This is a genomic window from Clostridium sp. L2-50, assembly GCF_000154245.1.
Classification (GTDB): domain Bacteria; phylum Bacillota; class Clostridia; order Lachnospirales; family Lachnospiraceae; genus Coprococcus.
Window position 1 is genome coordinate 70,874 of record NZ_DS480316.1, and the last position, 26,332, is coordinate 97,205.

Consider the following 26,332-nt stretch of genomic DNA (forward strand, 5'->3'; position numbering starts at 1 on the left):
ATCTGTTTACATCATATAAAATCCGATTCGTTATAAGATGAATACTTTGATAAAAAGTGTGAATACTATAAAAGAATAAAAATTGCCAATAATTGTACGGATAGAAAGGCAGAATGGAGAATCATATGAACAGATTGGAAATAATTGAAATTAAAGCAAGAGAAATACTTGATTCAAGAGGAAATCCGACAGTTGAAACAGATGTTACACTGGCATGTGGATGTAAAGGCCGGGCAATGGTTCCGTCCGGTGCATCAACTGGACAGTATGAAGCACATGAACTCCGTGATGGAGAGAAACGATATATGGGGCAAGGCGTATATGGGGCATGTAATAATGTAAATAACAGAATTGCAGATAAGTTGATCGGTATGGATGTTTCAAGACAGAACGAGATCGACAGGATCATGATAGAAGCAGATGGAACAGATAATAAGACACGTTATGGTGCAAATGCAATGCTCAGTGTGTCTCTGGCCTGCGCAAAGGCGGCTTCGATGGCACTTGGAATGCCGCTTTATAGGTATTTGGGAGGTGTTAATGCAAAAAGACTTCCTGTTCCGATGATGAATATATTAAATGGAGGAAGACATGCCGATAATACAGTAGATTTTCAGGAGTTTATGATCGCTCCAGTTGGGGCAGAATCCTTTCGGGAAGCGATGGAGATTGCCTGTGAAATCTATCATACATTAAAGATAGAATTAAATATCAGAAATTTAAGTACAGGTGTCGGGGATGAGGGAGGTTTTGCGCCGAATCTGGCAACGACATATGATGTATTAAATCTTCTTGTGGAAGCAATCGCAAAAGCCGGATATAATCCCGGCGTGGATGTGCAGATAGCAATGGATGCAGCTGCATCTGAATTATATGATGTAGCATCTGACCGGTATATCTTCCCGGGAGAGTCGAAAATGACCGGAAAAGAGATCCGAAGAAATTCAGAGGAAATGGTACAATTTTATGAGGATCTTGTTACCAGATATCCGATTTATTCAATTGAGGACGGACTGGATGAAAATGATATGAACGGATGGAAGGTTCTGACATACAGACTTGGAAAACAGATACAGCTTGTAGGAGACGATCTGTTTGTTACAAATAAAAAGCGTTTGTTAAACGGAATTGAAGATGGGATTGCAAATTCAATTCTTGTAAAGGTAAACCAGATAGGAACACTGACAGAAGCAATGGATGCAGTTGAGACAGCTCATAAAGCAGGGTATTCATCTGTGATATCACATCGTTCAGGAGAAACAGAGGATACGTTTATTGCAGATCTTGCAGTAGCCATGAACTGTGGGCAGATAAAAACCGGTGCTCCGGCGAGAAGTGAAAGAACTGCAAAATATAATCAGCTGATCCGGATTGAGGAGGAACTCGGTAAATCAGCTGTATATGGTATAGATTAGATTTACGTTATTATTTATCTTACAGGGGTCTGTACAGTAAAATCATCCGGAAGCTTATTTCCGAATTTATTATAAACTGTATGATTATAAATTCTTGTAGCTGTTATATCATAAGAAAGCATTTTATATCCTACAGAATCTAATTGCCTGATGCCGTCTGCTGTTTTTGTAAAAACAGGAAAGGCGGCATTTTTCTTTATTTTCTTTAAGACAGCCGATCCGTTTCTGCGAAGGGCAAGGATATGTCCGTAAAAGCTCCAGCCTTTATCCTTGAACTGTTCCATATCTGTTTTCTTCACATCAAGCAGCAAATGCAGAATCGCACGGTTGATACGTGTCTGAGTGATCTCTTTTGATTTTGCGGATTCAAGGATGTCATGATAGCAGCTGCATGTATCTGCCTTTCTGAGCTTATTATAAAGCTCAGGTGTCATATCGGCTGTATCCGGCATGGTTGTTTGCTGCAACAGCCGGTACTGTAATAAAGCAGAGAGATCATTTTCAAATACAGGGAATGATCTGCCATATTCAGACAAAAATAAAGAGGCAGATGCATCCGGCAGGATCTTCTTTATGGTATCAATAATATTTGAAGATATCTCAGCTTTATTTGTTTCCTGAATAAGAGATCGAATGGCGGAAGCGGAGCAGATCGTACCATTAATATCGGTGCTGTTATACGCAGCTTGTTCGCGTTTGATAATGTATGGTTTTATCGATGAATTCAATTTCTTTAAGGCGGCAAGATATTCGATCGCAAGAATATTGTTTGGTTCAGCAATAACAGAAACAGCATCCGGTAAAAGGCCGGCAAATGCTTTTGCACGTGCAGCCGGATAACTGTTACCATCTGTGATGTACTGTCGGATCAAATCTGAAAATTCGGTAGGCTCATCTATAAGAAAATTTGCAATTGTATTTAAAAGATCAACATCATCACATTCCGCACCAAAGACTAGATAATCAACAGCATGAAGTTTTTCAAGCAGGGAGACTCCGGCAAATGCGAAATCTCCGGCACTGGCTGTCGCAAAGACCATTGGAAGTTCAAATACAGCATCAATGCCGTTTGAAACAGCCATATCCGCACGCAGATATTTGCTGCAAACAGCAGGAAGACCACGCTGGATATAATCACCGCTCATAACAGAGATAATATGCTCGCATCCAAGCGTGGAACAAATCTGTTCCGCCTGATACAGATGTCCGTTGTGAAAAGGATTGTATTCTGCTATGATTCCGGCTGTTGACATATTATACCTCCGTGTTTTTTTCTTCATTATTTCATATGCTTCGCATATTCAATGCACTCGAAAAAAAACATCCCTTGCAAGCAAGTGGATTTTTCTTCATTATTTCATATGCTTCGCATATTCAATGCATTCGAAAAAAAACATCCCTTGCAAGCAAGTGTTTTTTTTCTTCATTATATTTTATATTTTATTTTCTGTAAAGTATGGTATAATTGAAATGTGCATGGTCGGCGTAGTCTGGCCTTTTTTTCGTGAAGATGTACGATTTTTATCACATGGGTTCATGTATGATGAAACAGAAGATTTCGGGAGCTGTTAAACAGAACGGATAAGAAGAAGTCTTGCAGAAAAAACAGGAGTGAATTCGATTTTCAGGATTGACATTTAAGAGAAAGGCTAGTAGTATAATAACAGGAATCGAACATTTGTTTATGGAGGTAGAAAGATGATAAAAGATGATGATAAGAAGAAGGCATTGGATGCTGCATTAGCACAGATTGAGAAGCAGTATGGTAAAGGATCTGTTATGAAGTTAGGAGATTCTTCAGCCAATATGAATATAGAAGTAATACCAACAGGATCATTAAGCCTTGATATTGCACTTGGACTTGGCGGAGTTCCGAGAGGAAGAATTATAGAAGTATTCGGACCTGAGTCCAGTGGTAAGACAACAGTTGCTTTGCATATCGTTGCCGAGATCCAGAAAAGAGGCGGTATTGCCGGATTTATTGATGCTGAACATGCGCTTGATCCGGTATATGCGAAGAATATAGGTGTTAATATTGACGATTTATATATATCGCAGCCGGATTGTGGTGAACAGGCACTTGAGATCACAGAGACGATGGTTCGCTCCGGTGCGGTAGATGTAATTATCGTTGACTCTGTAGCGGCTCTTGTTCCAAAGGCAGAGATCGATGGAGAGATGGGTGATTCACACATGGGCCTTCATGCCAGACTGATGTCACAGGCACTTCGTAAGCTGACGGCTGTTGTCAGTAAGACGAACTGTGTTGTTATCTTTATCAACCAGTTACGTGAAAAGGTTGGTGTTGTATTTGGTAATCCTGAGGTAACGACCGGTGGACGTGCGTTGAAGTTCTACGCATCCGTGCGAATGGATGTCAGAAGAATCGATACTCTGAAGATGGGTGGAGAGATCGTAGGTAACCGTACCAGAGTTAAAGTAGTAAAGAATAAGGTTGCTCCTCCGTTTAAAGAGGCAGAATTTGATATCATGTTTGGAAAGGGCATTTCCAGAGAAGGTGATATACTGGATCTTGCCGTTGCAAATGATATCGTTGATAAATCCGGTGCATGGTATGCTTACATGGGCGATAAGATCGGACAGGGACGTGAGAATGCGAAGGCATTTCTGGCAGAGAATCAGGCAATCTGTGATGAGATAGATGAGAAGATCCGGGAGAAGCTTGGTCTGGTTGAATCTGAGGATGCTGAAGAAAAAGGAACAGAGAAATAGGAACAGAGAAATAGAAAGGCTGTTTATATATGCTGGTAACGGATTTAAAACGGATTGATGATAAAAGATTCTGTCTGTATCTTGATTATGAGGCGTTTGGACCATTGTATGCTTCGGATATCAAGCGGTTAAAGCTGATTGTAGGAGAGAATACAGATGCGGAGAAGCTTACACAGTTCCGAAAAGATTATTTCTTTAAGAGAGCAATGGATAAAGCCATTGCGGCGATTAAATATTCAGAAAAATGTGAATATGATATCAGGCAGAAGCTACAAGAGCTTTGTTATGATAACGAAGTAATTGAAACTACGGTTGAGAAATTAAAAAAATATAAATATGTAGATGATGCCAGATATGCATCTGTATATGTCAGAAGTCATATTAATCGTAAAAGCAGAAGGGAAATCACATATGCGTTATCAGCAAAGAAGATATCGGATGAATGGATTGAGGAAGCCTTTGAAGAAAATCCGCTTCCTGACGAACACGAGATAGTAATGAGATTGATACAAAAGAAATGTCCGGCTTCAGAATTGAAGGACAGAAGGGATAAGGTTATTGCATATCTGCTTCGAAAAGGATATCCATATAGGTTGGTTGCGACCTGCGTAGATGATATTTTAAGAGATGAAACAGCGGTTATATAAGAAAATTTGCACAGAAAATGAGGCAGAAAATTGTTGTTTTTGTTTGTTTTCACTTGACATAATTAGTAAAAAATATTAAACTGAAATAGTTGTATAAGTGTACAATGAAAACTTAATAAGGAGGTGCTCCTGTGAGTGATGTTGCGTGGATAATCATTTATATTTGCATCCTTGTTGTATGTATTGTAGCTACATGGTTCATCGCTATTGCATATAGAAAAAATATTGCAGAAGCAAAGATCGGTAAAGCAGAAGTTGCAGCAAGAGAAATTATAGATGAAGCTCAGAAAGATGCTGAAGCAAAGAAACGTGAGATCTTACTCGAAGCTAAGGAAGATGCTTTAAAGACACGGAATGATCTTGAAAAAGAAGTCAAGGACAGACGTGGTGAAATTTCCAGAATGGAGAAACGAGTTCTTGCACGTGAAGAAAGCATTGACAGAAAGACCGAAGCAATCGAGAAAAAGGAAGCAAGTCTTGCATCCAAGGAAGGTCAGCTCGAAAAGCAGAAAGCAAGAGTGGAAGAGCTTCAGGCAAAACGTTTACAGGAACTGGAAAGAATTTCAGGTTTAACCTCTGAACAAGCAAAGGAATACTTATTAAAGACTGTTGAAGATGAAGTAAAACATGAAACAGCAGTCATGGTCAAGGAATTAGAAACCAGAGCTAAAGAAGAAGCGAACAAGAAGGCAAAGGAGTATGTTGTTTCTGCAATTCAGAAATGTGCAGTTGATCACGTTGCTGAGACAACAATTTCACTGGTACAGTTGCCAAATGACGAGATGAAGGGAAGAATCATTGGTCGAGAGGGACGTAATATCCGTACACTCGAAACAATGACAGGTGTAGATTTGATCATCGATGATACACCGGAAGCAGTTATCCTTTCCAGCTTCGACCCGGTAAGAAGGGAAGTTGCAAGAATTGCACTTGAGAAGCTGATTGTTGATGGAAGAATCCATCCAGCAAGAATCGAAGAAATGGTAGAAAAAGCGCAGAAGGAAGTTGAAACCATGATGCGTGAAGAAGGTGAAGCCGCAACTCTGGAAGTTGGTATTCATGGTATTCATCCTGAATTAGTAAGACTTCTTGGTAAGATGAAGTTTAGAACAAGCTATGGTCAGAATGCATTAAAGCATTCGATTGAGGTAGCACATTTATGTGGTTTATTGGCCGGAGAGATAGGTGTTGATGTCAAGGTTGCGAAACGTGCCGGATTACTTCATGATATCGGTAAATCAATCGATCATGATATGGAAGGTTCCCATGTACAGATTGGTGCAGACTTATGTAGAAAGTACAAAGAGTCTCCGATTATTGTAAATGCAGTGGAAGCCCATCACGGTGATGTTGAGCCAGAATCTTTGATAGCATGTCTTGTACAGGCTGCTGATGCAATTTCAGCTGCAAGACCGGGTGCTAGACGAGAAACACTGGAAACCTATACTACACGTCTTAAGAAACTTGAGGATATTGCAAATTCCTACAAGGGCGTGGAGAAGACATATGCTATTCAGGCAGGTAGAGAGATTCGAGTAATAGTTGTTCCTGAACACGTCAATGATTCCGATATGGTATTACTGGCAAGAGATATTGCAAAGCAGATTGAAAATGAGCTTGAGTATCCTGGTCAGATTAAGGTTAATATTATTAGAGAGTCTCGCGTAGTTGATTATGCTAAGTAAAAGTTTTACAGCCTGTGGAAGAAATTCCACAGGCTGTTTTTAACTATAAAGAAGATTTAAGTATATATAATTGTTTATAAATGGATGGAAGATTTACAGGAGGCGTTATTTATAGAGAGGATGTTTAGATAAGGAGAGAAATATGGAAGAACGATTTATCAGAGAGAAAAAGGAATTGGCTTATCATGCACATATATTTGATGTATATAATGATTATCTGATCCTGCCGGATGGACAGAAGGTGATATATGATCTTATCGATCATATACCCGGGTGCTGTGTTCTGCCGGTGGATGAGAATGGACAGTTGATATTTGTCAGACAATATAGAAATGCAGTGGATGATATGACATTGGAAGTGCCTGCCGGTTGTATGGATAAAGGGGAAACACCGGAACAGTGTATCAGACGCGAATTAAAAGAAGAAACAGGATATACAGCAGAACAGCTTATGTTTGTGACAAAAACATGTCTGGCGATAGGAACCAGCAATGAGATGACATATGTTTATATAGCAACTGGTCTGACGCATGGGGAACAGATGCCCGATCGGGAAGAATTTATCAAACTTGAAAAGTACTCACTGGAAGATACAATGCAGATGATTGAAGATGGAAAAATCATCGATTCAAAGACATTGATAGCAATCTATGCATATGCGAATCATGTATTAAAAAAGCAGATCAGACAGGGTATATAATATTTCATTCCGACATATAAAATACAAGTATCCTGAATGCATGGGGAGGGTGTAATGAAGAAGAATCTGCTTATCTATGTTTACGTTATTGGTCTGATCCTTGGAACTGTGCTGATAAATACGCAATTTGATATGACAGCATTTATTTCCGGTGAACCGATGGCGTGGAGCTTGCCTGTTTATGGGATGCTTGTGTTAAAACGTGGGTTGGGGCTTATATTATGCTATTGGTTTATATATATTCTTCCTGAAAAAATAAGAATGCCCGCGCTCGCCTGTCTGGCGGGATGCATAATCGGAGTGACGGTATCCATACGGGCATATAGCGGATATTTTTTTGGATGTCTGCTGTATGGTATGATAGTTTGTGTAATGGTGATGGTTTATATGGGATTGATTCGTTGGATTCTTGTAGATGGGTCGGAAAAATGTGGTATTCGTGAGCCGCAAGGGCGAAAAAAATCTGGTGAAACGATTAGTTATTATTACAATTGTATTAATAAACTGTATTTTTGAGTTAAAAATTCTGAAATTTTTTTGAAAAGAGTTTTACTACATGTGGTATACATAATTCTGGAGGAACACATGATTTGGTAAAAATAAAGAAAATACTGAAAAACCTTGATTTTACTTGTAAAAATTATGTTTGATTTTATAGAAATTTGTATTTATAATGATATTTAGTCTACATAATAAGGGGAAAAATGCGTGGAAATTTACATAGAGAAATATGTTGATTATCTCAAAAATATTAAGAAATCAAGTGAAAATACAGTAGCTTCTTACCGGCGTGATCTGGTTAAGTTTTCTGATTTCTATCGGGAGAATGGAACAGAGGATATTCGTTCGATAAATGAGACAAATATCAACACTTATATTCTGTATTTAGAAAAAAACGGAAAATCAATGGCAACTGTATCAAGAAGCATAGCGTCGATCAAGTCGTTTTTTGGATTCCTTTTTCGGGAGAAGATATTAATGGATGATCCATCGGTTAATATAAAACCTCCAAAGATTGAAAAGAAAATGCCGGATATCTTAACGATAGAGGAAGTGAACCGGCTTCTTGACCAGCCGGGAGACCAGTCTCCAAAGGAGATCCGTGACCGTGCAATGTTGGAACTGTTATATGCAACAGGAATACGTGTATCGGAGCTTGTTACATTGAAGATTACAGATGTGAATCTGAAGATGGGGTATATTGAATGCCATGACCTCAGAAAGTCGAGAATTATTCCAATCGAAGATTCGGCACAGCGCGCGCTTGATAATTATATCTCGAATGTTCGAGGAGATATGTGTAAGAATTCAGAATATTTATTCTCAAACTGCAAGGGAACACCGATGACCAGACAAGGCTTCTGGAAGATCATCAAGGTATATGCCGATAAGGCAGGAATTGATAAGGATATTACACCACATATGATTCGTCATTCGTTTGCGTCACATCTTGTAAACAATGGTGCAGATTTAAAGGCTGTACAGGAAATGTTGGGACATGCAGATATCTCAACGACACAGATTTATCTGAACAGCAAGCAGAGCCGCTTAAAAGAGGAATATCAGAAAGCACATCCGCGGGCATAAGCTGAATGCACATAGCAAAAAACATATTTGTGGGCGGTTATGCTGTATACAAGGTTAATACGCAGTAAAGTATGGATTGTACGAAAAAAAATACATGGAAATAGTTGCATCTTGTCTGTAAAATAGAATATAATCCTTTCGGTTGATAAAAGTTTAAAAGTGAAGGACGACAGGAGAAAGAAAAAATGGAGAACAATTATTACTCACCGGTACAGATTCTGGAAAATAATATAAAGGCAGGTATCAATAAAGCAAACATGGGCCTGCTTAAGATGATATTGCTTGGTATGTTCGCAGGTATGTTTATTGCGATCGGAGCAGAGGGTTCAAACCTTGCAGCTCATAATCTGACAGGCGTTGGTGTTGCAAGAACGTTAACCGGCGTGATCTTCCCGATCGGTCTTATGATGTTAGTTGTAACCGGCGGTGAGTTATTTACTGGAAACTGTATGCTTACAATGGCACTTGCAGACCATAAGATCAAAGCATTACAGATGATAAAGAACTGGGGCGTTGTGTATTTCAGCAATATGCTTGGATCTATATTGACAGCAGCTTGTGTATATGCTTCCGGTCAATATGATTACTCAGATGGAGCACTTGGTGCATTCACGATCAAGGTTGCCATGGGTAAGGCAGATATCGATATCAGCAAAGCAATCTTTTCCGGTATCCTTTGTAATATTCTGGTATGTATCGCAGTATTGATGAGCAGTGCAGCGAAAGATCTGATCGGTAAGCTGTTTGGAGCATTTTTTCCAATTTTAATCTTCGTTATCTCAGGGTTCGAACACTGTGTTGCAAATATGTACTACATTCCGGCAGGAATCATTGCATCAGGCAACAGCAAATATGTAGATAAAGCCTGTGAGCTTTATGGATATACATCAGCACAGATTTCAGATACACTTACAGTTGGCGGTTTTGTTCATAACCTGTTGCCGGTTACACTTGGTAACATTATTGGTGGCGGCATCATTGTATCACTGGGACTGTATGCAGCGCATCTGGTACTTGATAAGAAAGAGAAATAAAAAAGAAAACAGTATTTTAGATATGATAAAAAAGACCTTGTAGTTATGTACGACTACAAGATCTTTTTTTGTAATTTTAATATACTATATGTCAACATATATTTAGAAAATATAAATATATGTTGACATATGTAATACGTATATGCAATACTATAATTGCAACCATTATATTGCATAAAAGGGAGGAAAAATGAAGAAGATAAAAAGAAATATAATATTATTAGCATGTTGTATTACATTATTTAGCTCATTTGTTGTTTCGGCAACATCGGCGAGCAACTCTATAACTGATGGGGTTGCAACATTAACAGGATCGGCGCGTATGTATGATTATAGTAAGAAAAAAGATAAATGCATCATGACTGCAGCATTTGGGGGAGGAAATGCATCTGAAGTTACATCAGGTTCGATATCTGGTAAAATACAGGGTATAGATGTAAAAGTAAAAAGATTGGATACAGGTTATTTAGATAAAAGCAATAAAACCTATTCTGATTCAAAAATTGTTAGTGATGCGTACAGTGTTTTTACTGTTACAATATCATTAAAAGGTGCAGATTCTAAAGAAATATATGCACACGATTAATATATAATACAAGAAGATGTACATATAATGGTTGTAGATTATCAAAGGAAGTTAAAATGAGGATAAGAGATAAAGAATTTTTTAGATTGTTTTTGATCGTATATACACTTATGTTTGTGATTATTTTTCAGTGCTTTGATATTATTAATAAAATGCAGGCTGAGTTAAAGGGAAGGTTATATAATGGCAATTATTCTAATTTGGCGGGAATTGAAACAAAGTGTGATGTATGTATGAATCATCTTAAGGCAGAATATAATCAGGCGGGTGAACTTGAAGCTATGTCGATTGATGTTCCAGATAAGCATAGACAGAAGGAACATCTTGAAACTGCCAAAATGATTATAAAAGCAATGTATGGAAGAAAGTTCACAGTGTATTCATATGCCAATGTTCGGGTTAGTGGAATGCTTCAGGAAAGGTCAGAACTGGCAGTTTTTTCATTGAAGGATGAATTGCCATTTAATATCACTAAAGGACGATCAATATGTTCGGACGATTTAGAGAAAAAAGCTCGTGTTGCAATTGTATCTGAGGATATGATAAATACAATGGTGAAAAAAGAAGAATATTATTACATAAAAATTAATAATGAAGAGTATCAAGTTGTTGGAATTTATGAACCTGTTGCAGATAAGGCAGATGTGTGTTTTGCCTATTTTCCTCAAACAGAATATCAATTTGAGGAATTCTGCAGGAATTTTATAGATAATATTTTTTCAATTTCTAATATGAAGTGGGGAATATTTGGAGTTTATATTGGATCAGAAAATAGTTTTGATATAAATGAAATAGATGAATTTATTTCGGAACTTGAAAAAATATCCGATACAACATTTGATATAAAAGTAATAGATCGTTCGATTGCATCACCGAATGAAAAAATAAAAGTGTTAATTATAATATATGTATTATTGTTATTCTTTTGTATTGTTGTTTATATTCAGGTGATTGATATGTTTACAAAAAAAAGATATAAAGATTATGTAATATATCGTGCCTGTGGTTGCAACTGCAATATGATCGCAAGAAGATTATTTATGGAGATGCTGCCAATGTTTATCTGTTCATTTATTGCAGTTTTTATTGCAAATAGCGTATATAATGTCTGGCTGACAGATTCTGTATGGTATAGTATTTCATATGAAGGTGTTGCGTTTATGGCAGGAACATCGGTTGTTCTTGTTTATATGTCAATTTTCATCATAATTATGAAGTTGCGTCGGATTAATCTGGCAGAAGGGATTATGGATCTATAAATGAAACTTAGGTATTTATGGAAAATCACGTTGGATAATGAATGGAAACAAGGAATTCGAAGTTTTTTTAATGTTATTCTATATATTGTTGGAATTACAATAATTGGACTTCTGGTGTATTTTGTCAGTCTTGAAACAGATACGAAGAAGTCGGTAGAGCGTTCTATACGAAAAGAAATAAAAACATTAGGAAGCATAAGTATTGAAGGGAATCCTTCAGATATTCAGTATAATTCAAATTTTAATCTTTTGAAAGTTGTTAAAAGTTTTAGTGGCATAGATGCATGTTCATCTGGATGGGGAAATGGTTCACTGGCAATATCCGGAGACTGGCGTATCGAATATGATGCATCGGAATACAGAGATGAAGACTTGAAATTACTGCAAGATATACAAAAAAAGAATGTTTATGATCCCGGATATGCAATACAGGGGAAAAGTTTGGAAACTACCTGGCTAGACGCTGGAGCGTGGGATATGATGAAAATTGATCTGCTGCAAGGCAGATGTCCTTCTGAGATTGATTATGCTTTATATGGTGACGCGATTCCAATCTATCTGGGGTATCGTTATAAAGATAAAGTGCAGCCGGGAACCCGCCTTATACATGGAGAAGAGGTTTATGTTGTAGAGGGGATTCTGAAGAAGAACAGTGTATTAGCTCCAAATAGTGATGATCTGATGAACATGTATCCGGAAGACCAGAATGCGATACCCTATCAAATACTTGATTATAGCATTTTGATAATTTTAAATTCAGAAATGGACAATACATATAATTGTTTTTTTACATTAAAAGATGGTTATTCATTTGATGATGTTCAAAGTTATCTGGATGCGTTAAATTTGAACCCGGATGTAGAATTTTACATCAATAGTGTAGAAAAATATCTGGATAATATGAGCAGGGAATCAGAAAGAAAAGAAATGACTGGGTTATTTGTGTATGTCACTGTGATTGTGTGTTTGATTCTGTCGTGCTTTGAAATTAACACGATATTGGCACAGAGAAGAGAGTTTGGGATACTTCTTGCTTATGGGTTATCGCATAGAGATATTATAAAGATGGTATTGATCGATAATATAAAAAAAATGATCATTGCAATTCTGATTATGACGTGCGTAATAGCCGGTAAACTGGCAGCGAACATTATGGTAGAGAATATGACATTTTATATGTTGAAGAATACGATTTACAGTCGGTTAATCTTGACGATTGGAATGATAGGGATATTGCTTGTTCTTTTGGTCTGTATTGTACCGTCAATTCTGTTAAAGAAAATATCTCCGGCGGAATTACTTGGAGGAAAATAAATGATTCAATTAAAAGAAGCAAAAAAAATATACAAAAATGGCAGGACAGAATATCCTGCGTTGAATGGGATAGACCTGACTATAGAAAATGGAGAATATGTTGCAATTATTGGAACATCCGGATCGGGAAAAAGTACACTTTTAAATATCATAGGTGGGATGGATCAGACAACAGATGGTCAGTATCTGTATGATGAAAAGAATGTTAGCAAAATGAATTCTCATGCGCTTCATTTGTTTCGAAAGGAATATGTGAGCTTTGTATTCCAACGATTTGCACTATTGAATCAGTATAGTGTATATGAAAATGTCGAAGTACCGCTTTTGGCAAAGGGAATAGAGAAGAAAGAACGTAAGAAAAAAGTTCTTTCCGCATTGATGCAGGTTGGAATTCAGGATTTGTATAAGAAAAAGCCAAGTGAACTTTCGGGTGGGGAACAACAGCGGTGTGCAATTGCCAGAGCTTTGGTTATGGATACTCCTGTTGTACTTGCGGATGAACCGACAGGTTCTCTGGATAAAAACTCAGGCATTAAGGTTATGGAACTTTTAGAAGGACTGCATGAGCAGGGAAAGACCTTGATAATTGTAACACATGATATGGATATAGCAGAACATGCTGATCGTATAATACAGATTGAGGATGGAAAGATTGTTGCTGATACAAAAAAGAATTAAAAAATATTTATTATTGATAGGCGGAATTGTTATATTGCTTTCAGGTTGTGAAAAAAAAGAAAGTGATGATATGTTTGTGCTGGATCAGGAGGAAATGTCGATACAGGGAGAAGTTCAAAATAGTGAATTAGGGAAAAAAATGAAGGTACCGCAAAGCATCGATTGCAAGATGAAAACAGAAGATGCCGACTTACAAGCAATATTGATATCAGATAAGTCTGTCTGTATTCCAGATGTAGAACAACTTTATACAATGAAGTGCAGCAGAGAGAGACTGGATGCATCATACAAAAAGAAGATTTCAGAAGCAATATTTGGCGAAACAGTCCTGTATATATATGATGGCACCCCATTAATATCTGAATGTGATGAACAAATCCAATATTGCAAAAACAAGCAAAATATTTCGGATACCTTTTATAAACAATATTACCAGGCGAGTATTGAGGAGCTAGAGCAACAGAAAAAAACTGCACAGGAGATAAGAGAAAAGAATATTGATTTTTCGGCGGATCAGTACATTGGTATGATTAACGATCAAAAATATCTTCTTACATTTTATGGAAACGAAGACTATTGTGAATCCTTTGAACTAATGTTGTATCCGGAGAATTCAATGGAGAAATTTTTTGAGATTGATAACGGATATGGATTTGTTCAACCGACAGATATCTTGTCTGAAAATGAGTTGCTGTATTCGGATCTTTTGAATTATAGTGAAAATGAAGAAGATCTTTCAGCCGGGAATCGATGTAGTAAAACAATAGAGGAAGCGATAGATACCGCTTTGGGCTATGCTGGTGCATGTGTCTCATTGCCTGTTGATACGGGATGTGTAGAACCATTTTGTGTATCCTATATAAAGGGTGAAACAGAGGAAGAAGTACTTTTGTGTGATGGATATTCTATAACATTTCTTCCGAAAATTGAACAAGTTACTCCTTTTGTGTCAGATTTGTATTATGTAGAAAGTATAGCAGGCCAATATGACAACAGAAATGACAGCCAATCAAGCATTATGACAAATGGTTCAATATTACGCATTGTAATATCTTCGAAAGGTGTGGTTGGCATTGGTTGTGTAATGCCGGTGAAACAGGATGAAAAAGCGAAAAAAGTGGAACAGCTTTTAACGTGGGATGAGATTATGGAAGCCTTGAAAAATGGCTTGCCGGAATACATCAAAAAGCATGGTGCGTCATATTCGCAAATTGCATTTAATCATGTAGAACTAACATACTATTTAGAAGAAACAGAGGAGGGATATTGTTATATTCCTGTATGGCTTTTGGCAAATATTGATGCGCAGTTACAGGTTCCAGATCAGCTTATTCTACTGGATGCAAGAAATGGAAGATTTGTAGAAATAAAATAATATTCCAGATATACAAAATACAACTGCCCTATATAGAATAACATTGTGAAGATTTCGTTTTTCGATGTATATTGCCAGTAAATACAAATGCTTGTTTGATCCGTAGGTGAGTTAACACAGGAGTATTACGAATCAGGCATATGCATCGAATAGAAATCGCAACAAGTTATCTGTATAGGGCAGTTTGGTTGTATGTAGGGAATCCCATGCTGTAGAGGAAAGCCCTCCACTATTTATAGAACTCCACCAGCTTGTCCATTCTTGCGGACATATTATCAAACAGCGCATTCACGATCGTGATCGCAGCCATAGATTCTACAACGACTACAGCACGGGGACCGATGATCGGGTCATGTCTGCCACGGATCGATACATCGATATTTTCACCGGATTTGTTGATCGTTTTCTGCGTGCTGGCTATCGATGGCGTTGCCTTGAAATGGCAGGTGAGTAACAGATCAGAACCGTCGCTGATTCCGCCAAGGATGCCGCCGGCATGGTTCGAGTTCTTATTTATAACACCATCTTCGATATGGAAACCGTCATTATCATAAGAACCGGTATTTTCGGATACCATGACGCCATCCCCGATCTCAACCGCTTTCACAGCACCGATCGACATAAGGGCTTTGGCGAGATTTGCATCTAATTTATCAAAGACCGGATCACCCAGACCTGCCGGAACACCGGATACGATACACTTGACAGTAGAACCGATCGAATCATTTTGTGCCATGATATCAGAAAGATATGCAGATGCAGCTTCGTAGCTTTTTGCATCCGGCATGTTCAGCTCATTCTTTGAGATATAGTCTGCATCAAAGTCGACAGGGTCGGATACGATATCACCAATCGATGAGACATAGGTTGTAAATGAGATATTCAATGTCTTTAAGATCTTTGCAGCGATCGCACCGGCAGCAACTCTGCCGATCGTTTCTCTGCCGGAGGAACGGCCACCACCACGGTAATCACGAAAACCATATTTCTGATCGAAGGTATAATCAGCATGTCCCGGACGATAGTAGGTAGCGATATCCCCATAATCACCGGAGCGCTGGGAGGTGTTCCGAACCATCAGTGAGATCGGAGTGCCGGTGGTCTTTCCCTCGAATACACCGGAAAGGATCTCTATCTGATCGGATTCCTTTCTTGGCGTTGAGAACTGGGAGAAGCCCGGACGTCTGCGGTTTAAGTATACCTGAATATCATCCTCGGTGAGCGGAAGACCGGCAGGACAGCCGTCAACGACAACACCGAGTGCTTTTCCGTGGGATTCCCCCCATGTAGTGATCTTGAATTTATTTCCAAATGTTGAACCTGACATAATATGTTATCTCCTTTATGTAGAATAAACACAGACGGCATGTTGCATTTGATGTATCTGTGTCAGATGCCGGAAGAACAGTATATTTATATTGCTCTCCATACCATCACGATGCTATTATATAGTAGTTGAAAAACAAAAAGCAACAGAAAATGCTTTTTATATAGCAGTTGAAAAACAAAAAATGCTATTTGTGCTGTGAAAAACACAGAAAACACGGAAAACCTTGATTTTAAAGTTGACACACCTTTGAAAGTGTGGTAGTCTGACAAAGGTCAGCCTGTACTTAGTTTAAGGAGTCTCCGTCCTTTTACCCAGTTCAGGCCAAGTATAATATTATGGAGGATTGTTATTATGATAACAAAAGAGCAGAAACAGGAAATCGTTGCTAAGTACGGCAAGGATGCAAATGACACAGGTTCAGCAGAAGTACAGATCGCACTTCTTACAGCAAGAATCAATGACTTAAACCAGCACTTCAAGGCTAATCCTAAGGATCACCACTCAAATCGTGGTCTGTTAAAGATGGTTGGTCAGAGAAGAAACATGCTTGCTTACTTAAAGAGCAAAGACATTGAGCGTTACAGAAAGCTGATCGAGAGCCTTGGCTTAAGAAAATAATTTCTGCATCACAGATAAGAAAGACAGGTTGTTCCGATGTATGTTGGGATGACCTGTTTTTTTTTGACCTGTTTTTTTTGATTCAATCTTGTATTTGACATATGAGTATGCTAAACTTTAAGAGATTGCGGCATGGCAATTCGAGACTTCTACAAGCTGTATCTATAAGGTGCGTCTTGTAGTTGTTTCGAGCCTGCTGCGGTTAATAACAGAAAAACAGGAGAAAAGAAAATGAGCAAAGAATTCAAGACTTATTCTATGGACATTGCTGGCAAGACACTTCGTGTTGATATCGGCAGAGTAGCAGCACAGGCAAACGGCGCCGCATTTATGCATTATGGTGATACAACTGTATTATCAACAATTACTGCATCCGAGAAACCAAGAGACGGAATCGACTTCTTCCCATTAAGCGTTGAATATGAAGAGAAGATGTATGCAGTAGGAAAGATCCCAGGCGGATTCAACAAGAGAGAGGGAAAAGCATCTGAGAATGCAGTACTTACATCTCGTGTTATCGACCGTCCGATGCGTCCGTTATTCCCTAAGGATTACAGAAATGATGTTACATTAAACAACCTTGTTACATCTGTTGACCCTGAGTGCAGACCGGAGCTGGTTGCCATGCTTGGTTCTGCAATTGCAACAGCTATTTCAGATGTTCCATTCTGCGGACCATGTGCAATGACACAGGTTGGTATGATCGATGGAGAATTCATCATTAACCCATCCCAGAAACAGTGGGACGAGGGTGATCTGAAGCTTACAGTTGCATCTACAAGCACAAAGGTTATCATGATCGAGGCTGGTGCAAATGAGATCCCTGAGGACAAGATGATCGAAGCAATCTACAAGGCACATGATGTAAACCTTTCTATCATTGAATTCATCAACAAGATGGTAGAAGAAGTTGGTAAGCCAAAGCATGATTATGTAAGCTGTGCAATTCCGGAAGAATTATTTGCAGCTATGAAAGAGATCGTAACTCCTGCTGAGATGGAAGTTGCTGTATTTACAGACGAGAAGCAGGTAAGAGAAGAAAATATCAGACAGATCAGAGAGAAATTCGAAGAAGCATTTGCTGACAATGAAGAATGGCTTGCTCTGATTCCTGAAGCATTATATCAGTATCAGAAGAAGACAGTAAGAAAGATGATCTTAAAAGATCGTAAGAGACCGGATGGACGTGCGATCAACCAGATCAGACCACTTGCTGCAGAGGTTGATATCATCCCTAGAGTACATGGTTCTGCAATGTTCACTCGTGGACAGACACAGATCTGCGATATCGTAACTCTGGCTCCATTATCAGAGATCCAGAAGATCGATGGCTTAGATGAGAATGTAGTATCTAAGAGATATATGCATCATTATAATTTCCCATCATATTCTGTAGGTGAGACAAAGGTATCCAGAGGACCGGGACGTCGTGAGATCGGACATGGTGCACTTGCTGAGCGTGCATTACTTCCTGTATTACCATCTGTAGAAGAGTTCCCATATGCGATCCGTGCCGTATCCGAGACATTTGAGTCAAATGGTTCTACTTCCATGGCATCTACCTGTGCATCCTGTATGTCACTGATGGCTGCCGGTGTACCATTAAAGTCAATGGTTGCAGGTATTTCCTGTGGTCTGGTTACAGGCGATACAGATGATGATTATGTAGTATTAACAGATATTCAGGGTCTGGAAGATTTCTTCGGAGATATGGACTTCAAGGTAACAGGTACTTATAAGGGTATCACAGCAATCCAGATGGATATCAAGATCCACGGACTGACAAGACCGATTGTAGAAGAAGCTATCGCAAGAACAAGAGAAGCAAGATTATTCATTATGGATGGCGTTATGAGCAGTGCAATTCCTGCACCAAGAACACATGTTAATGAATTTGCTCCAAAGATCGTTCAGATCAAGATCGATCCTGATAAGATCGGTGAAGTAATCGGTCAGAGAGGAAAGACGATCAATACGATTATCGAGGAGACAGGCGTTAAGATCGATATCGATGATGACGGCAATGTATCTGTATGCGGTGTTGAGCAGGAGAGCATGGACAAGGCTATGAACATGATCAAGATGATCGTTGAGCCGCTTGTTGTTGGTGATGACTACAAGGGTAAGGTTGTTAAGATCCTTGACTGCGGTGCGATCGTTTCACTTGCACCAAACAAAGATGGTCTGATCCACATTTCAAAGCTTTCTGACAAGAGAGTTGCAAAGGTAGAAGACGTTGTAAATGTAGGCGACGATGTTGTTGTTAAGGTTATCAAGATCGATGAAAGAGCTGGACGTATCAGTCTCAGCTTAAAGGATGTTGAGAATAAATAAATAAATACAAAAATTATACGGGAGGGTATGTGTGTGAAATACGGACATTTTGATGAAACCAGAAAAGAATATGTAATAGACAGACCGGATACTCCTGCACCTTGGGCGAACTACCTTGGTTCGCCTGCCTATGGTGCGATCATCTCTAATAATGCAGGCGGTTACAGCTTTGAAAAGAGCGGTGCAAACGGAAGAATCATCCGTTACATCTTCAACAGCTTTGATCAACCTGGAAGATATGTATACTTAAGGGATGACGATACTTCAGATTTCTGGTCAGCATCCTGGCAGCCGGTAGGCAAGAGCCTGGATGAGTATAAGAGCGAGTGTCATCACGGAACTGCTTATACCAATATCATGGCAGATTATTCCGGTATCCATTCTGAGGTACTTTATTATGTACCGCTGGATAAGACACATGAGGTATGGAATGTAACTCTTACAAACAAATCCAATAAGACCAGACATCTGTCTGCGATCGGTTTCTGTGAATTTACAAACGACTGCAACTATGAGCAGGATCAGGTAAACTTACAGTATACATTATTTATTTCAAGAACCTACTACAGAGATCAGAAAATCCTTCAGGTGATCAATGAGAATGTAGTGAATGATTCAGTGGATGGAAATGCTGTAAACAAGCGTTTCTTCGGACTTGCAGGCAGTGAAGTTGCTTCTTACTGTGGAGATAAAGAAGAATTCCTTGGTATGTATCACACATATGCTGATCCGATTGCTGTTATCAATGGTGACTGTGGTAATAAATTAAATTATAACGAGAATTCCTGTGGTGCACTTCAGACAAAGATCACACTTGAGCCGGGCGAATCAAAGACATTTTCATTTATTCTTGGCATGAAGGATGAAGCTACAGCAAATGAGATCATGAAAGCCTATGAAGATGAGAAGACCTGCGCTGCAGAGCTTCAGGAGCTGATCGATTACTGGCATGGCAAGTTAGATAATTTCCAGGTTAAGACACCAAGCGAGTCATTTAACAACATGATCAATACATGGAATTCTTATCAGTGCTTTATGACCTTTATCTGGTCAAGAGCTGCATCCTTTACATACTGTGGTCTGAGAAACGGTTATGGCTACAGAGATACCGTACAGGATATTCAGGGTATCATCCATCTTGCACCGGAAATGGCACTGGAAAAGATTCGTTTCATGTTATCCGCTCAGGTAGATAATGGTGGCGGACTTCCGCTGGTTAAGTACACACACAACCCTGGTCATGAGGATACACCAGATGATCCATCTTATGTAAAAGAGACCGGACATCCTGCATATCGTGCAGATGATGCATTATGGTTATTCCCGACCATTTACAAATATATCGCAGAGTCAGGTAATATCGGCTTTATAGATGAGGTTATCCCATTTGCAAATAAGGATGAAGGAACTGTATACGAGCATTTGAAGAGAGCAATCGACTTCTCTATGAACCGTCTGGGTGACAATGGAATGCCTGCAGGACTTCATGCGGATTGGAACGACTGCTTAAGACTTGGCAAGCGTGGAGAGTCTACATTTGTAGCAATGCAGCTTTATTATGCAATGACTGTAATTAAGTATTTTGCAGAGTTAAAAGATGATGCAGATTATATTGACTATATCAATGAGATCCAGTATAAGATGGGTAACACCATTCAGGAGAAGTGCTGGGAGGATGACCGTTATATCCGTGGATATAAAGAGGGCGGTATGGTGATCGGTTCCAAGAATGATCCTGAAGCAAGCATGTGGCTGAACCCTCAGTCATGGGCAGTTATCAGTGGCCTTGCTACCAGAGAACAGAGCGAGCTTGCATTGGAATCTGTTCACAGAGAATTAAATACACCATATGGTGTCAGACTGATGTTCCCGCCATATAAGGAGCATGCGTTTGACGGAGCATTAATGCTTCTGTTCAATGCAGGAACAAAGGAGAATGCAGGTATCTTTTCACAGCCACAGGGCTGGATCATCCTTGCTGAAGCATTGATGGGACATGGTAATCGTGCATTTGAATACTTTGACGAGAGTTCACCGGCGTCTATGAATGATAAGGCCGAGGTTCGTAAGTTAGAGCCTTACTGCCATGGTCAGTTCACGGAGTCAGTTGGAAGTCCTTATGAAGGCCGTTCCCATGTTCACTGGCTGACAGGAACAGCATCTACCTGTATGGTTGGATGTGTTGAAGGTATCATGGGTATGCGTCCTGATTTCTATGGAATTAAGATCGCGCCTGCAGTACCATCTGACTGGAAAGAGTTCGATATCACAAAGAACTATCGTGGTAAGAAGTTAAATATTCATGTTACAAATCCGGACGGACATGAAAGTGGCTGCCAGAGCATGACTGTAAATGGAAAGGTAATGGAAGATAACTACATTCGGTTTGATGAACTGGATGATGTAAATGAGATTACACTCGTTATGTAATTTATGAATAATTTCATATAAAGTATCAAACAATAGGCAGGAAGAAATGAAAAAATCTTCCTGCCTGTTATTTTTTTGCAAAAAAGTTATGGTTGAATGGAAAAGCAAAAATGATATTCTATTTATACAGGCGGAACATTTCTGACGATAAGAAAGGAAGTCGTTTATATGGATCAGGAATTAAAAAGACAGGACCTCATTGTAGAAAATGGTCAGATCATCATAAATGGAAACAAAGAAAAATATAATATATTGTTACTTGATATCATCGGGGAGATTGAGGGGCATGTCAGTCTGCCATCTGATACCAAGACTACAAAATATGAGCATGTATTGCCGGAGCTTGCGGTTGTTCAGGATGATGAGAGCATCAAAGGTGTACTCGTATTATTAAATACAGTGGGCGGGGATGTAGAAGCTGGTCTTGCAATAGCAGAGATGCTGGCATCGATCAGCAAACCGGTTGTTACACTGGTGCTTGGAGGAAGTCATTCGATCGGTGTGCCGCTTGCGGTATCGGGTGATGTATCATTTATCGTACCGACAGCAACAATGGTCGTACATCCTCTCAGAGTGTCTGATACCGTATTAGGTGTGAGACAAAATTACGAATATATCGAACGGATGCAGGATCGAATCATACAGTTTACGTCCTGCCATTCCAAGATCGATGAAGACTCATTAAGATCGATCATGTTCAATACACAGGAATTATCCAAAGATATCGGTTCGGTTCTCGTCGGAAAAGAAGCAGTCAAATGCGGCATTATTGACCGGATAGGAGGAGTATCGGATGCATTAAACATACTCTATGACTTGATAAATTGATGGAATGATAGTAAAATAGGCTGATGGTTCGTTTTTTTACGGCTTTTGGCCAGTACATAGAAAAACGGTATAGATAGAGAAAAATAATAAAACAGTGCTGGTTCATACAGCAGATCGGAGCAATTATGTCACTATTAGAATCAATCATTATGGGAATCATTCAGGGAGCAACCGAGTTTCTTCCCGTCAGCAGCTCAGGACATCTCGCAATTTTTAAGAACATGTTTCATGTAAATACAGATACAGGTATCATGTTTGATATTCTACTTCATTTTGGTACGTTGGTTGCCATCTTTATTGTGTATTGGAAGGATATTGTTGAACTGATTGTAGAAGGATTTACTATTATCGGTCTTGCCTGCTGCAATGTAGGGAGATTTTTTGCAAATCTGTTTTCCAAGGAGAAGAAACCATATCGTAAGATCATTGAAACGGAATACCGTAAATTTGTAATGCTTGTTATTTTATCAACACTTGTAACTATGGTGATCGCACTTCCGTTTGAGAGCAAGATTGAAAATGCCGGAAATACTTTATTAGTTCCGGGATTTTGTCTCTGTATCACATCTGTGATCTTATTTATTGCTGATCGTGTTCAGAAGGGTAATAAAGGACCTGCAGAGGCTACATATAAGAATTCGTTATTTATCGGTCTGGCGCAGGGTATTGCAACTCTTCCCGGTATTTCCAGATCGGGTTCTACGATTACAGCAGGTCTGGCATGTGGATTCAACAGAGAATTTGCAGTAAAATATTCATTCATCATGTCGATTCCGACAATCCTTGGAGCATGTATTCTTCAGATTCCGGATCTGGCAGGAGCAAGTCTTACCGGGTCAGAGATCCTGAATTATGTGAGCGGTATGATCGTTGCGGGCGTTGTAGGCTTCCTTTGTATCAAAGTGATGCTGAAATCAGTAAAGAACAATAAATTCAAAGGATATTCCATCTATTGTTTATGCGCAGGTGTGATATCTGTTGTTTATTATTTTGTACGTTAATTTAAGTAAGTAAGTGGGAGAAGAAAATGGCTGAAACCAGAAAGAAAAATGGGACGGGAAAGAAAAATAGTACAGCTAAAAGGTCAAATACAGTATCAAACCCCAATACATCAAAAAAGCAGATGGAACAGCAGATAGAAGAAGATAACAGGGAAGTACGTCTGGAAGTAATCCTTTTAGTCATTCTTGCTTTTTCCATATTTTTGATGATCGCTAACTTTGGCAAATGTGGAAAGGTCGGCGATGCAATGTCCGGGTTTCTGTTTGGGGTGATCGGATTTGCTGAGTACATATTCCCGGTGTATCTTTTTATATCATCGGCATTTGTTATTTCCAATTTGGGCAATAAAAAGGTCAGAAATGAAGTAATCTATATCGGTGTGGTTCTGATGATCATATCGATGATCAGCCAGATGATCTTCACAACTGATTATTTATCGGTAAAACAGTTATATCTGGATGGATATAAGGAGCATATGGGCGGTGGAATTATCTGTGGCGGTCTGTTCTTTATCTTCCGGAATACGATCGGTATTGTGGGTGTAACATTGGTAATTATACTTGGTGCGCTTGTTATGTTTGTTCTGATCACAGGAATCTCTGTGATTGATACCTTTAAGAATCTGATCAACAGTTTTTACAGGGAAGAAGAGTATGAAGAACCGGAGCAGGAACACAGACCGGTCAAGAAGAATAAGAAAAAGTCTGCAAACAATCAGGTAAGGCTTGAGAATCTGAAAGTTTATGAAAGCGATGAAAAACATAAGGGTAAAGCGAAAGACTTCTTTGAGAATGAGGATGAGATCCATGAAATAAATGTACCGGATGACGATTTCCTTACATTTAATAATGATGTAGAGAAGATTGTACTTCATGATGAAAGAGAAGAACAGATACCGGTATCGTTTTCGAAGAAAACGTCGGTTACAAAGAGCAGGAGAAAATCAGAGCCTGCTTCTGTGAAAACGGCAGCCGGTGTTTCGTCGGCAGTTCCTATGGGTGATACACAGGAGATTCCTGTTCAGCAGACAAAAGACATTTTTGATGCTGAATTTGATGATGAGGAAGATGTTCTTTCCGGTGCGATCAATGGAAATGAGCATCCGGAGGTTGTCAGTGTGATACCGGATGATTATGATCCGGATATGGATTCTGCATTTTCCAGTGTGACAGGAAAGGCAGAGAACTCTCAGACGGTGAAGAAGCCTGCACCGGCGGCAGACAAGCCCGGACAGAAGAACTATAAAGAGGGAGCGAAGTATAAATTTCCGGGACCCAATCTTCTGGCACAGCCGCCGAAGAATCACAATGCGAACCGGGATGCACAGGTACGCTCTACAGCGATCAAGCTGAAGAATACATTGGAAAACTTCGGTGTTAATGTTACGATCACAAATTATAGCTGCGGACCGGCGGTTACCCGGTTTGAGATGCAGCCGGAGCAGGGCGTGAAGGTCAGTAAGATCCTTGGTCTTGCCGATGATATTAAGTTAAATCTTGCAGCTGCGGATATTCGTATCGAAGCCCCGATCCCCGGTAAGGCAGCAATCGGAATCGAAGTGCCAAACAAAGAAAATTCAATCGTTGCATTCCGTGAACTGGTGGAATCGGATAATTTCAAGAATTCCAAATCTAAGATCGCGTTTGCAGTCGGTAAAGATATCAGTGGACAGGTTATCGTTACGGATATTGCCAAGATGCCGCACCTTCTGATCGCCGGTGCGACAGGTTCCGGTAAATCGGTCTGTATCAATACGCTGATCATGAGTATCTTATATAAGGCAAAACCGGAAGAAGTAAAACTGATCATGATCGATCCGAAGATGGTTGAGCTTGCCTGTTATAATGGCATCCCGCATCTGCTGATCCCGGTTGTAACCGATCCTAAGAAGGCATCCGGCGCACTTAACTGGGCAGTAGAGGAAATGACCAGAAGATATCAGATGTTCGCAGAATGTGGAGTCAGAAATATACAGGGATATAATGACAAAGTAGAACAGGCACTTGCTTCCGGATCAGTAGATGATGAGAAGCTAAAGAAGATGCCGACGATCGTTGTGATCGTGGACGAGCTTGCCGATCTGATGATGGTTGCTCACGGAGAAGTGGAAGATGCGATTGTCCGTCTGTCACAGCTTGCCAGAGCGGCAGGTATCCATCTGGTTATAGCAACTCAGCGCCCATCGGTAGATGTTATTACCGGTCTGATCAAGGCAAATGTTCCGTCGAGAATTGCATTTGCTGTATCATCCGGTGTAGATTCCAGAACCATCTTAGATATGAATGGTGCAGAGAAGCTTCTTGGTAAGGGTGATATGTTATTCTATCCGACCGGTTATCCCAAACCGGTTCGTGTGCAGGGAGCTTTTGTTTCGGATGAAGAAGTGTCAGCCGTTGTGGAGTATCTGAAGAAACAGAACGGTGTCGGAACTTATGATGATGATATATCTAAGTCTATTACACAGACCGGAGCGGCCGGTGCACCCGGTATGAGCGGTGGAAGTGATAAGGATGATTATTTTGTAGAAGCCGGACGCTTTATCATTGATAAAGAAAAGGCCTCGATCGGAATGCTGCAGCGCGCGTTTAAGATTGGCTTTAACCGTGCGGCACGTATCATGGATCAGCTTGCAGGTGCCGGGGTTGTAGGCCCGGAGGAGGGCACAAAGGCAAGAAAGATACTTATGACGCAGGAAGAATTTGACGAATATATAGATAATAATCTATAATACAGATTCAAATGATATTTATACAGGGAAAATGCCGGTGAAGGGATAT

At 39.5% G+C, this 26,332-nt stretch carries 21 protein-coding genes; 19 read left to right on the plus strand and 2 right to left on the minus strand.

Going from position 1 to position 26,332, the window contains the following annotated elements:
- Window positions 1–125: 125 nt before the first annotated feature.
- Window positions 126–1,415: a phosphopyruvate hydratase gene (gene eno, locus CLOL250_RS03510; RefSeq protein WP_044944935.1), complete on the plus strand. Its 1,290-nt coding sequence runs from the start codon at window positions 126–128 to the stop codon at window positions 1,413–1,415.
- A gap of 14 nt (window positions 1,416–1,429) precedes the next feature.
- Here eno and CLOL250_RS03515 read toward each other — a convergent pair whose 3' ends face one another.
- Window positions 1,430–2,695, minus strand: a complete 1,266-nt coding sequence (locus CLOL250_RS03515; RefSeq protein ID WP_008400734.1) for a tRNA(Met) cytidine acetate ligase — start codon at window positions 2,693–2,695, stop codon at window positions 1,430–1,432.
- Between the two features lie 418 nt (window positions 2,696–3,113).
- On the opposite strand from CLOL250_RS03515, the gene recA reads away from it, so the two are divergent.
- The 12 genes from recA to CLOL250_RS03575 all read left to right on the plus strand — a co-directional run bounded on the left by recA (window position 3,114) and on the right by CLOL250_RS03575 (window position 15,013).
- The gene (gene recA, locus CLOL250_RS03520) at window positions 3,114–4,148 is read left to right on the plus strand and encodes a recombinase RecA (protein ID WP_008400736.1); all 1,035 of its coding nucleotides are present in this window, start codon (window positions 3,114–3,116) and stop codon (window positions 4,146–4,148) included.
- A 29-nt stretch (window positions 4,149–4,177) separates the two neighbouring features.
- On the plus strand, window positions 4,178–4,795 hold the full coding sequence (locus CLOL250_RS03525) for a regulatory protein RecX (RefSeq protein ID WP_008400737.1): 618 nt from the start codon (window positions 4,178–4,180) through the stop codon (window positions 4,793–4,795).
- 131 nt (window positions 4,796–4,926) lie between these two features.
- Entirely contained in the window at window positions 4,927–6,480 is a 1,554-nt protein-coding gene (gene rny / locus CLOL250_RS03530; protein WP_008400739.1) for a ribonuclease Y, read from the plus strand.
- Window positions 6,481–6,622: 142 nt separating this feature from the next.
- On the plus strand, window positions 6,623–7,180 hold the full coding sequence (locus CLOL250_RS03535) for an NUDIX hydrolase (protein WP_008400740.1): 558 nt from the start codon (window positions 6,623–6,625) through the stop codon (window positions 7,178–7,180).
- A gap of 54 nt (window positions 7,181–7,234) precedes the next feature.
- Window positions 7,235–7,696, plus strand: coding sequence for a hypothetical protein (locus CLOL250_RS03540; RefSeq protein ID WP_044944938.1), 462 nt, complete (start codon window positions 7,235–7,237; stop codon window positions 7,694–7,696).
- Window positions 7,697–7,888: 192 nt separating this feature from the next.
- The gene (gene xerD, locus CLOL250_RS03545) at window positions 7,889–8,767 is read left to right on the plus strand and encodes a site-specific tyrosine recombinase XerD (RefSeq protein WP_008400742.1); all 879 of its coding nucleotides are present in this window, start codon (window positions 7,889–7,891) and stop codon (window positions 8,765–8,767) included.
- A gap of 185 nt (window positions 8,768–8,952) precedes the next feature.
- On the plus strand, window positions 8,953–9,801 hold the full coding sequence (locus CLOL250_RS03550; RefSeq protein WP_008400743.1) for a formate/nitrite transporter family protein: 849 nt from the start codon (window positions 8,953–8,955) through the stop codon (window positions 9,799–9,801).
- A gap of 190 nt (window positions 9,802–9,991) precedes the next feature.
- Window positions 9,992–10,387, plus strand: coding sequence for a hypothetical protein (locus tag CLOL250_RS03555; protein ID WP_008400744.1), 396 nt, complete (start codon window positions 9,992–9,994; stop codon window positions 10,385–10,387).
- Window positions 10,388–10,443: 56 nt separating this feature from the next.
- Complete coding sequence (locus CLOL250_RS03560; protein WP_008400745.1) at window positions 10,444–11,646, plus strand: FtsX-like permease family protein; 1,203 nt, start codon at window positions 10,444–10,446, stop codon at window positions 11,644–11,646.
- Complete coding sequence (locus CLOL250_RS03565) at window positions 11,647–12,960, plus strand: ABC transporter permease (protein WP_008400746.1); 1,314 nt, start codon at window positions 11,647–11,649, stop codon at window positions 12,958–12,960.
- Window positions 12,961–13,638: an ABC transporter ATP-binding protein gene (locus CLOL250_RS03570; protein WP_008400747.1), complete on the plus strand. Its 678-nt coding sequence runs from the start codon at window positions 12,961–12,963 to the stop codon at window positions 13,636–13,638.
- Window positions 13,604–15,013 carry a hypothetical protein gene (locus CLOL250_RS03575; RefSeq protein WP_008400748.1) on the plus strand — a complete coding sequence of 470 codons (1,410 nt, stop codon included), beginning with the start codon at window positions 13,604–13,606 and terminating at the stop codon, window positions 15,011–15,013. Before CLOL250_RS03570 ends, CLOL250_RS03575 begins: the two co-directional genes overlap by 35 nt.
- 229 nt (window positions 15,014–15,242) lie before the next feature.
- Here CLOL250_RS03575 and aroC read toward each other — a convergent pair whose 3' ends face one another.
- Window positions 15,243–16,340, minus strand: coding sequence for a chorismate synthase (gene aroC, locus CLOL250_RS03580; RefSeq protein WP_008400749.1), 1,098 nt, complete (start codon window positions 16,338–16,340; stop codon window positions 15,243–15,245).
- A gap of 354 nt (window positions 16,341–16,694) precedes the next feature.
- Here aroC and rpsO point away from each other — a divergent pair, with 354 nt between their 5' ends.
- The 6 genes from rpsO (at window position 16,695) to CLOL250_RS03610 (ending at window position 26,283) form a co-directional block, all read left to right on the plus strand.
- Window positions 16,695–16,961 carry a 30S ribosomal protein S15 gene (gene rpsO / locus CLOL250_RS03585; protein WP_008400751.1) on the plus strand — a complete coding sequence of 89 codons (267 nt, stop codon included), beginning with the start codon at window positions 16,695–16,697 and terminating at the stop codon, window positions 16,959–16,961.
- A gap of 231 nt (window positions 16,962–17,192) precedes the next feature.
- A complete protein-coding gene (locus CLOL250_RS03590) occupies window positions 17,193–19,295 on the plus strand; it encodes a polyribonucleotide nucleotidyltransferase (protein WP_008400752.1) in 2,103 nt (700 codons plus the stop codon).
- 33 nt (window positions 19,296–19,328) lie between these two features.
- Window positions 19,329–21,725: a GH36-type glycosyl hydrolase domain-containing protein gene (locus CLOL250_RS03595; RefSeq protein WP_044944943.1), complete on the plus strand. Its 2,397-nt coding sequence runs from the start codon at window positions 19,329–19,331 to the stop codon at window positions 21,723–21,725.
- Between the two features lie 168 nt (window positions 21,726–21,893).
- A complete protein-coding gene (locus CLOL250_RS03600; RefSeq protein WP_008400754.1) occupies window positions 21,894–22,553 on the plus strand; it encodes a ClpP family protease in 660 nt (219 codons plus the stop codon).
- A 125-nt stretch (window positions 22,554–22,678) separates the two neighbouring features.
- Entirely contained in the window at window positions 22,679–23,554 is an 876-nt protein-coding gene (locus CLOL250_RS03605; protein ID WP_008400755.1) for an undecaprenyl-diphosphate phosphatase, read from the plus strand.
- A 26-nt stretch (window positions 23,555–23,580) separates the two neighbouring features.
- Window positions 23,581–26,283, plus strand: coding sequence for an FtsK/SpoIIIE family DNA translocase (locus CLOL250_RS03610; protein ID WP_008400756.1), 2,703 nt, complete (start codon window positions 23,581–23,583; stop codon window positions 26,281–26,283).
- Window positions 26,284–26,332: the final 49 nt, after the last annotated feature.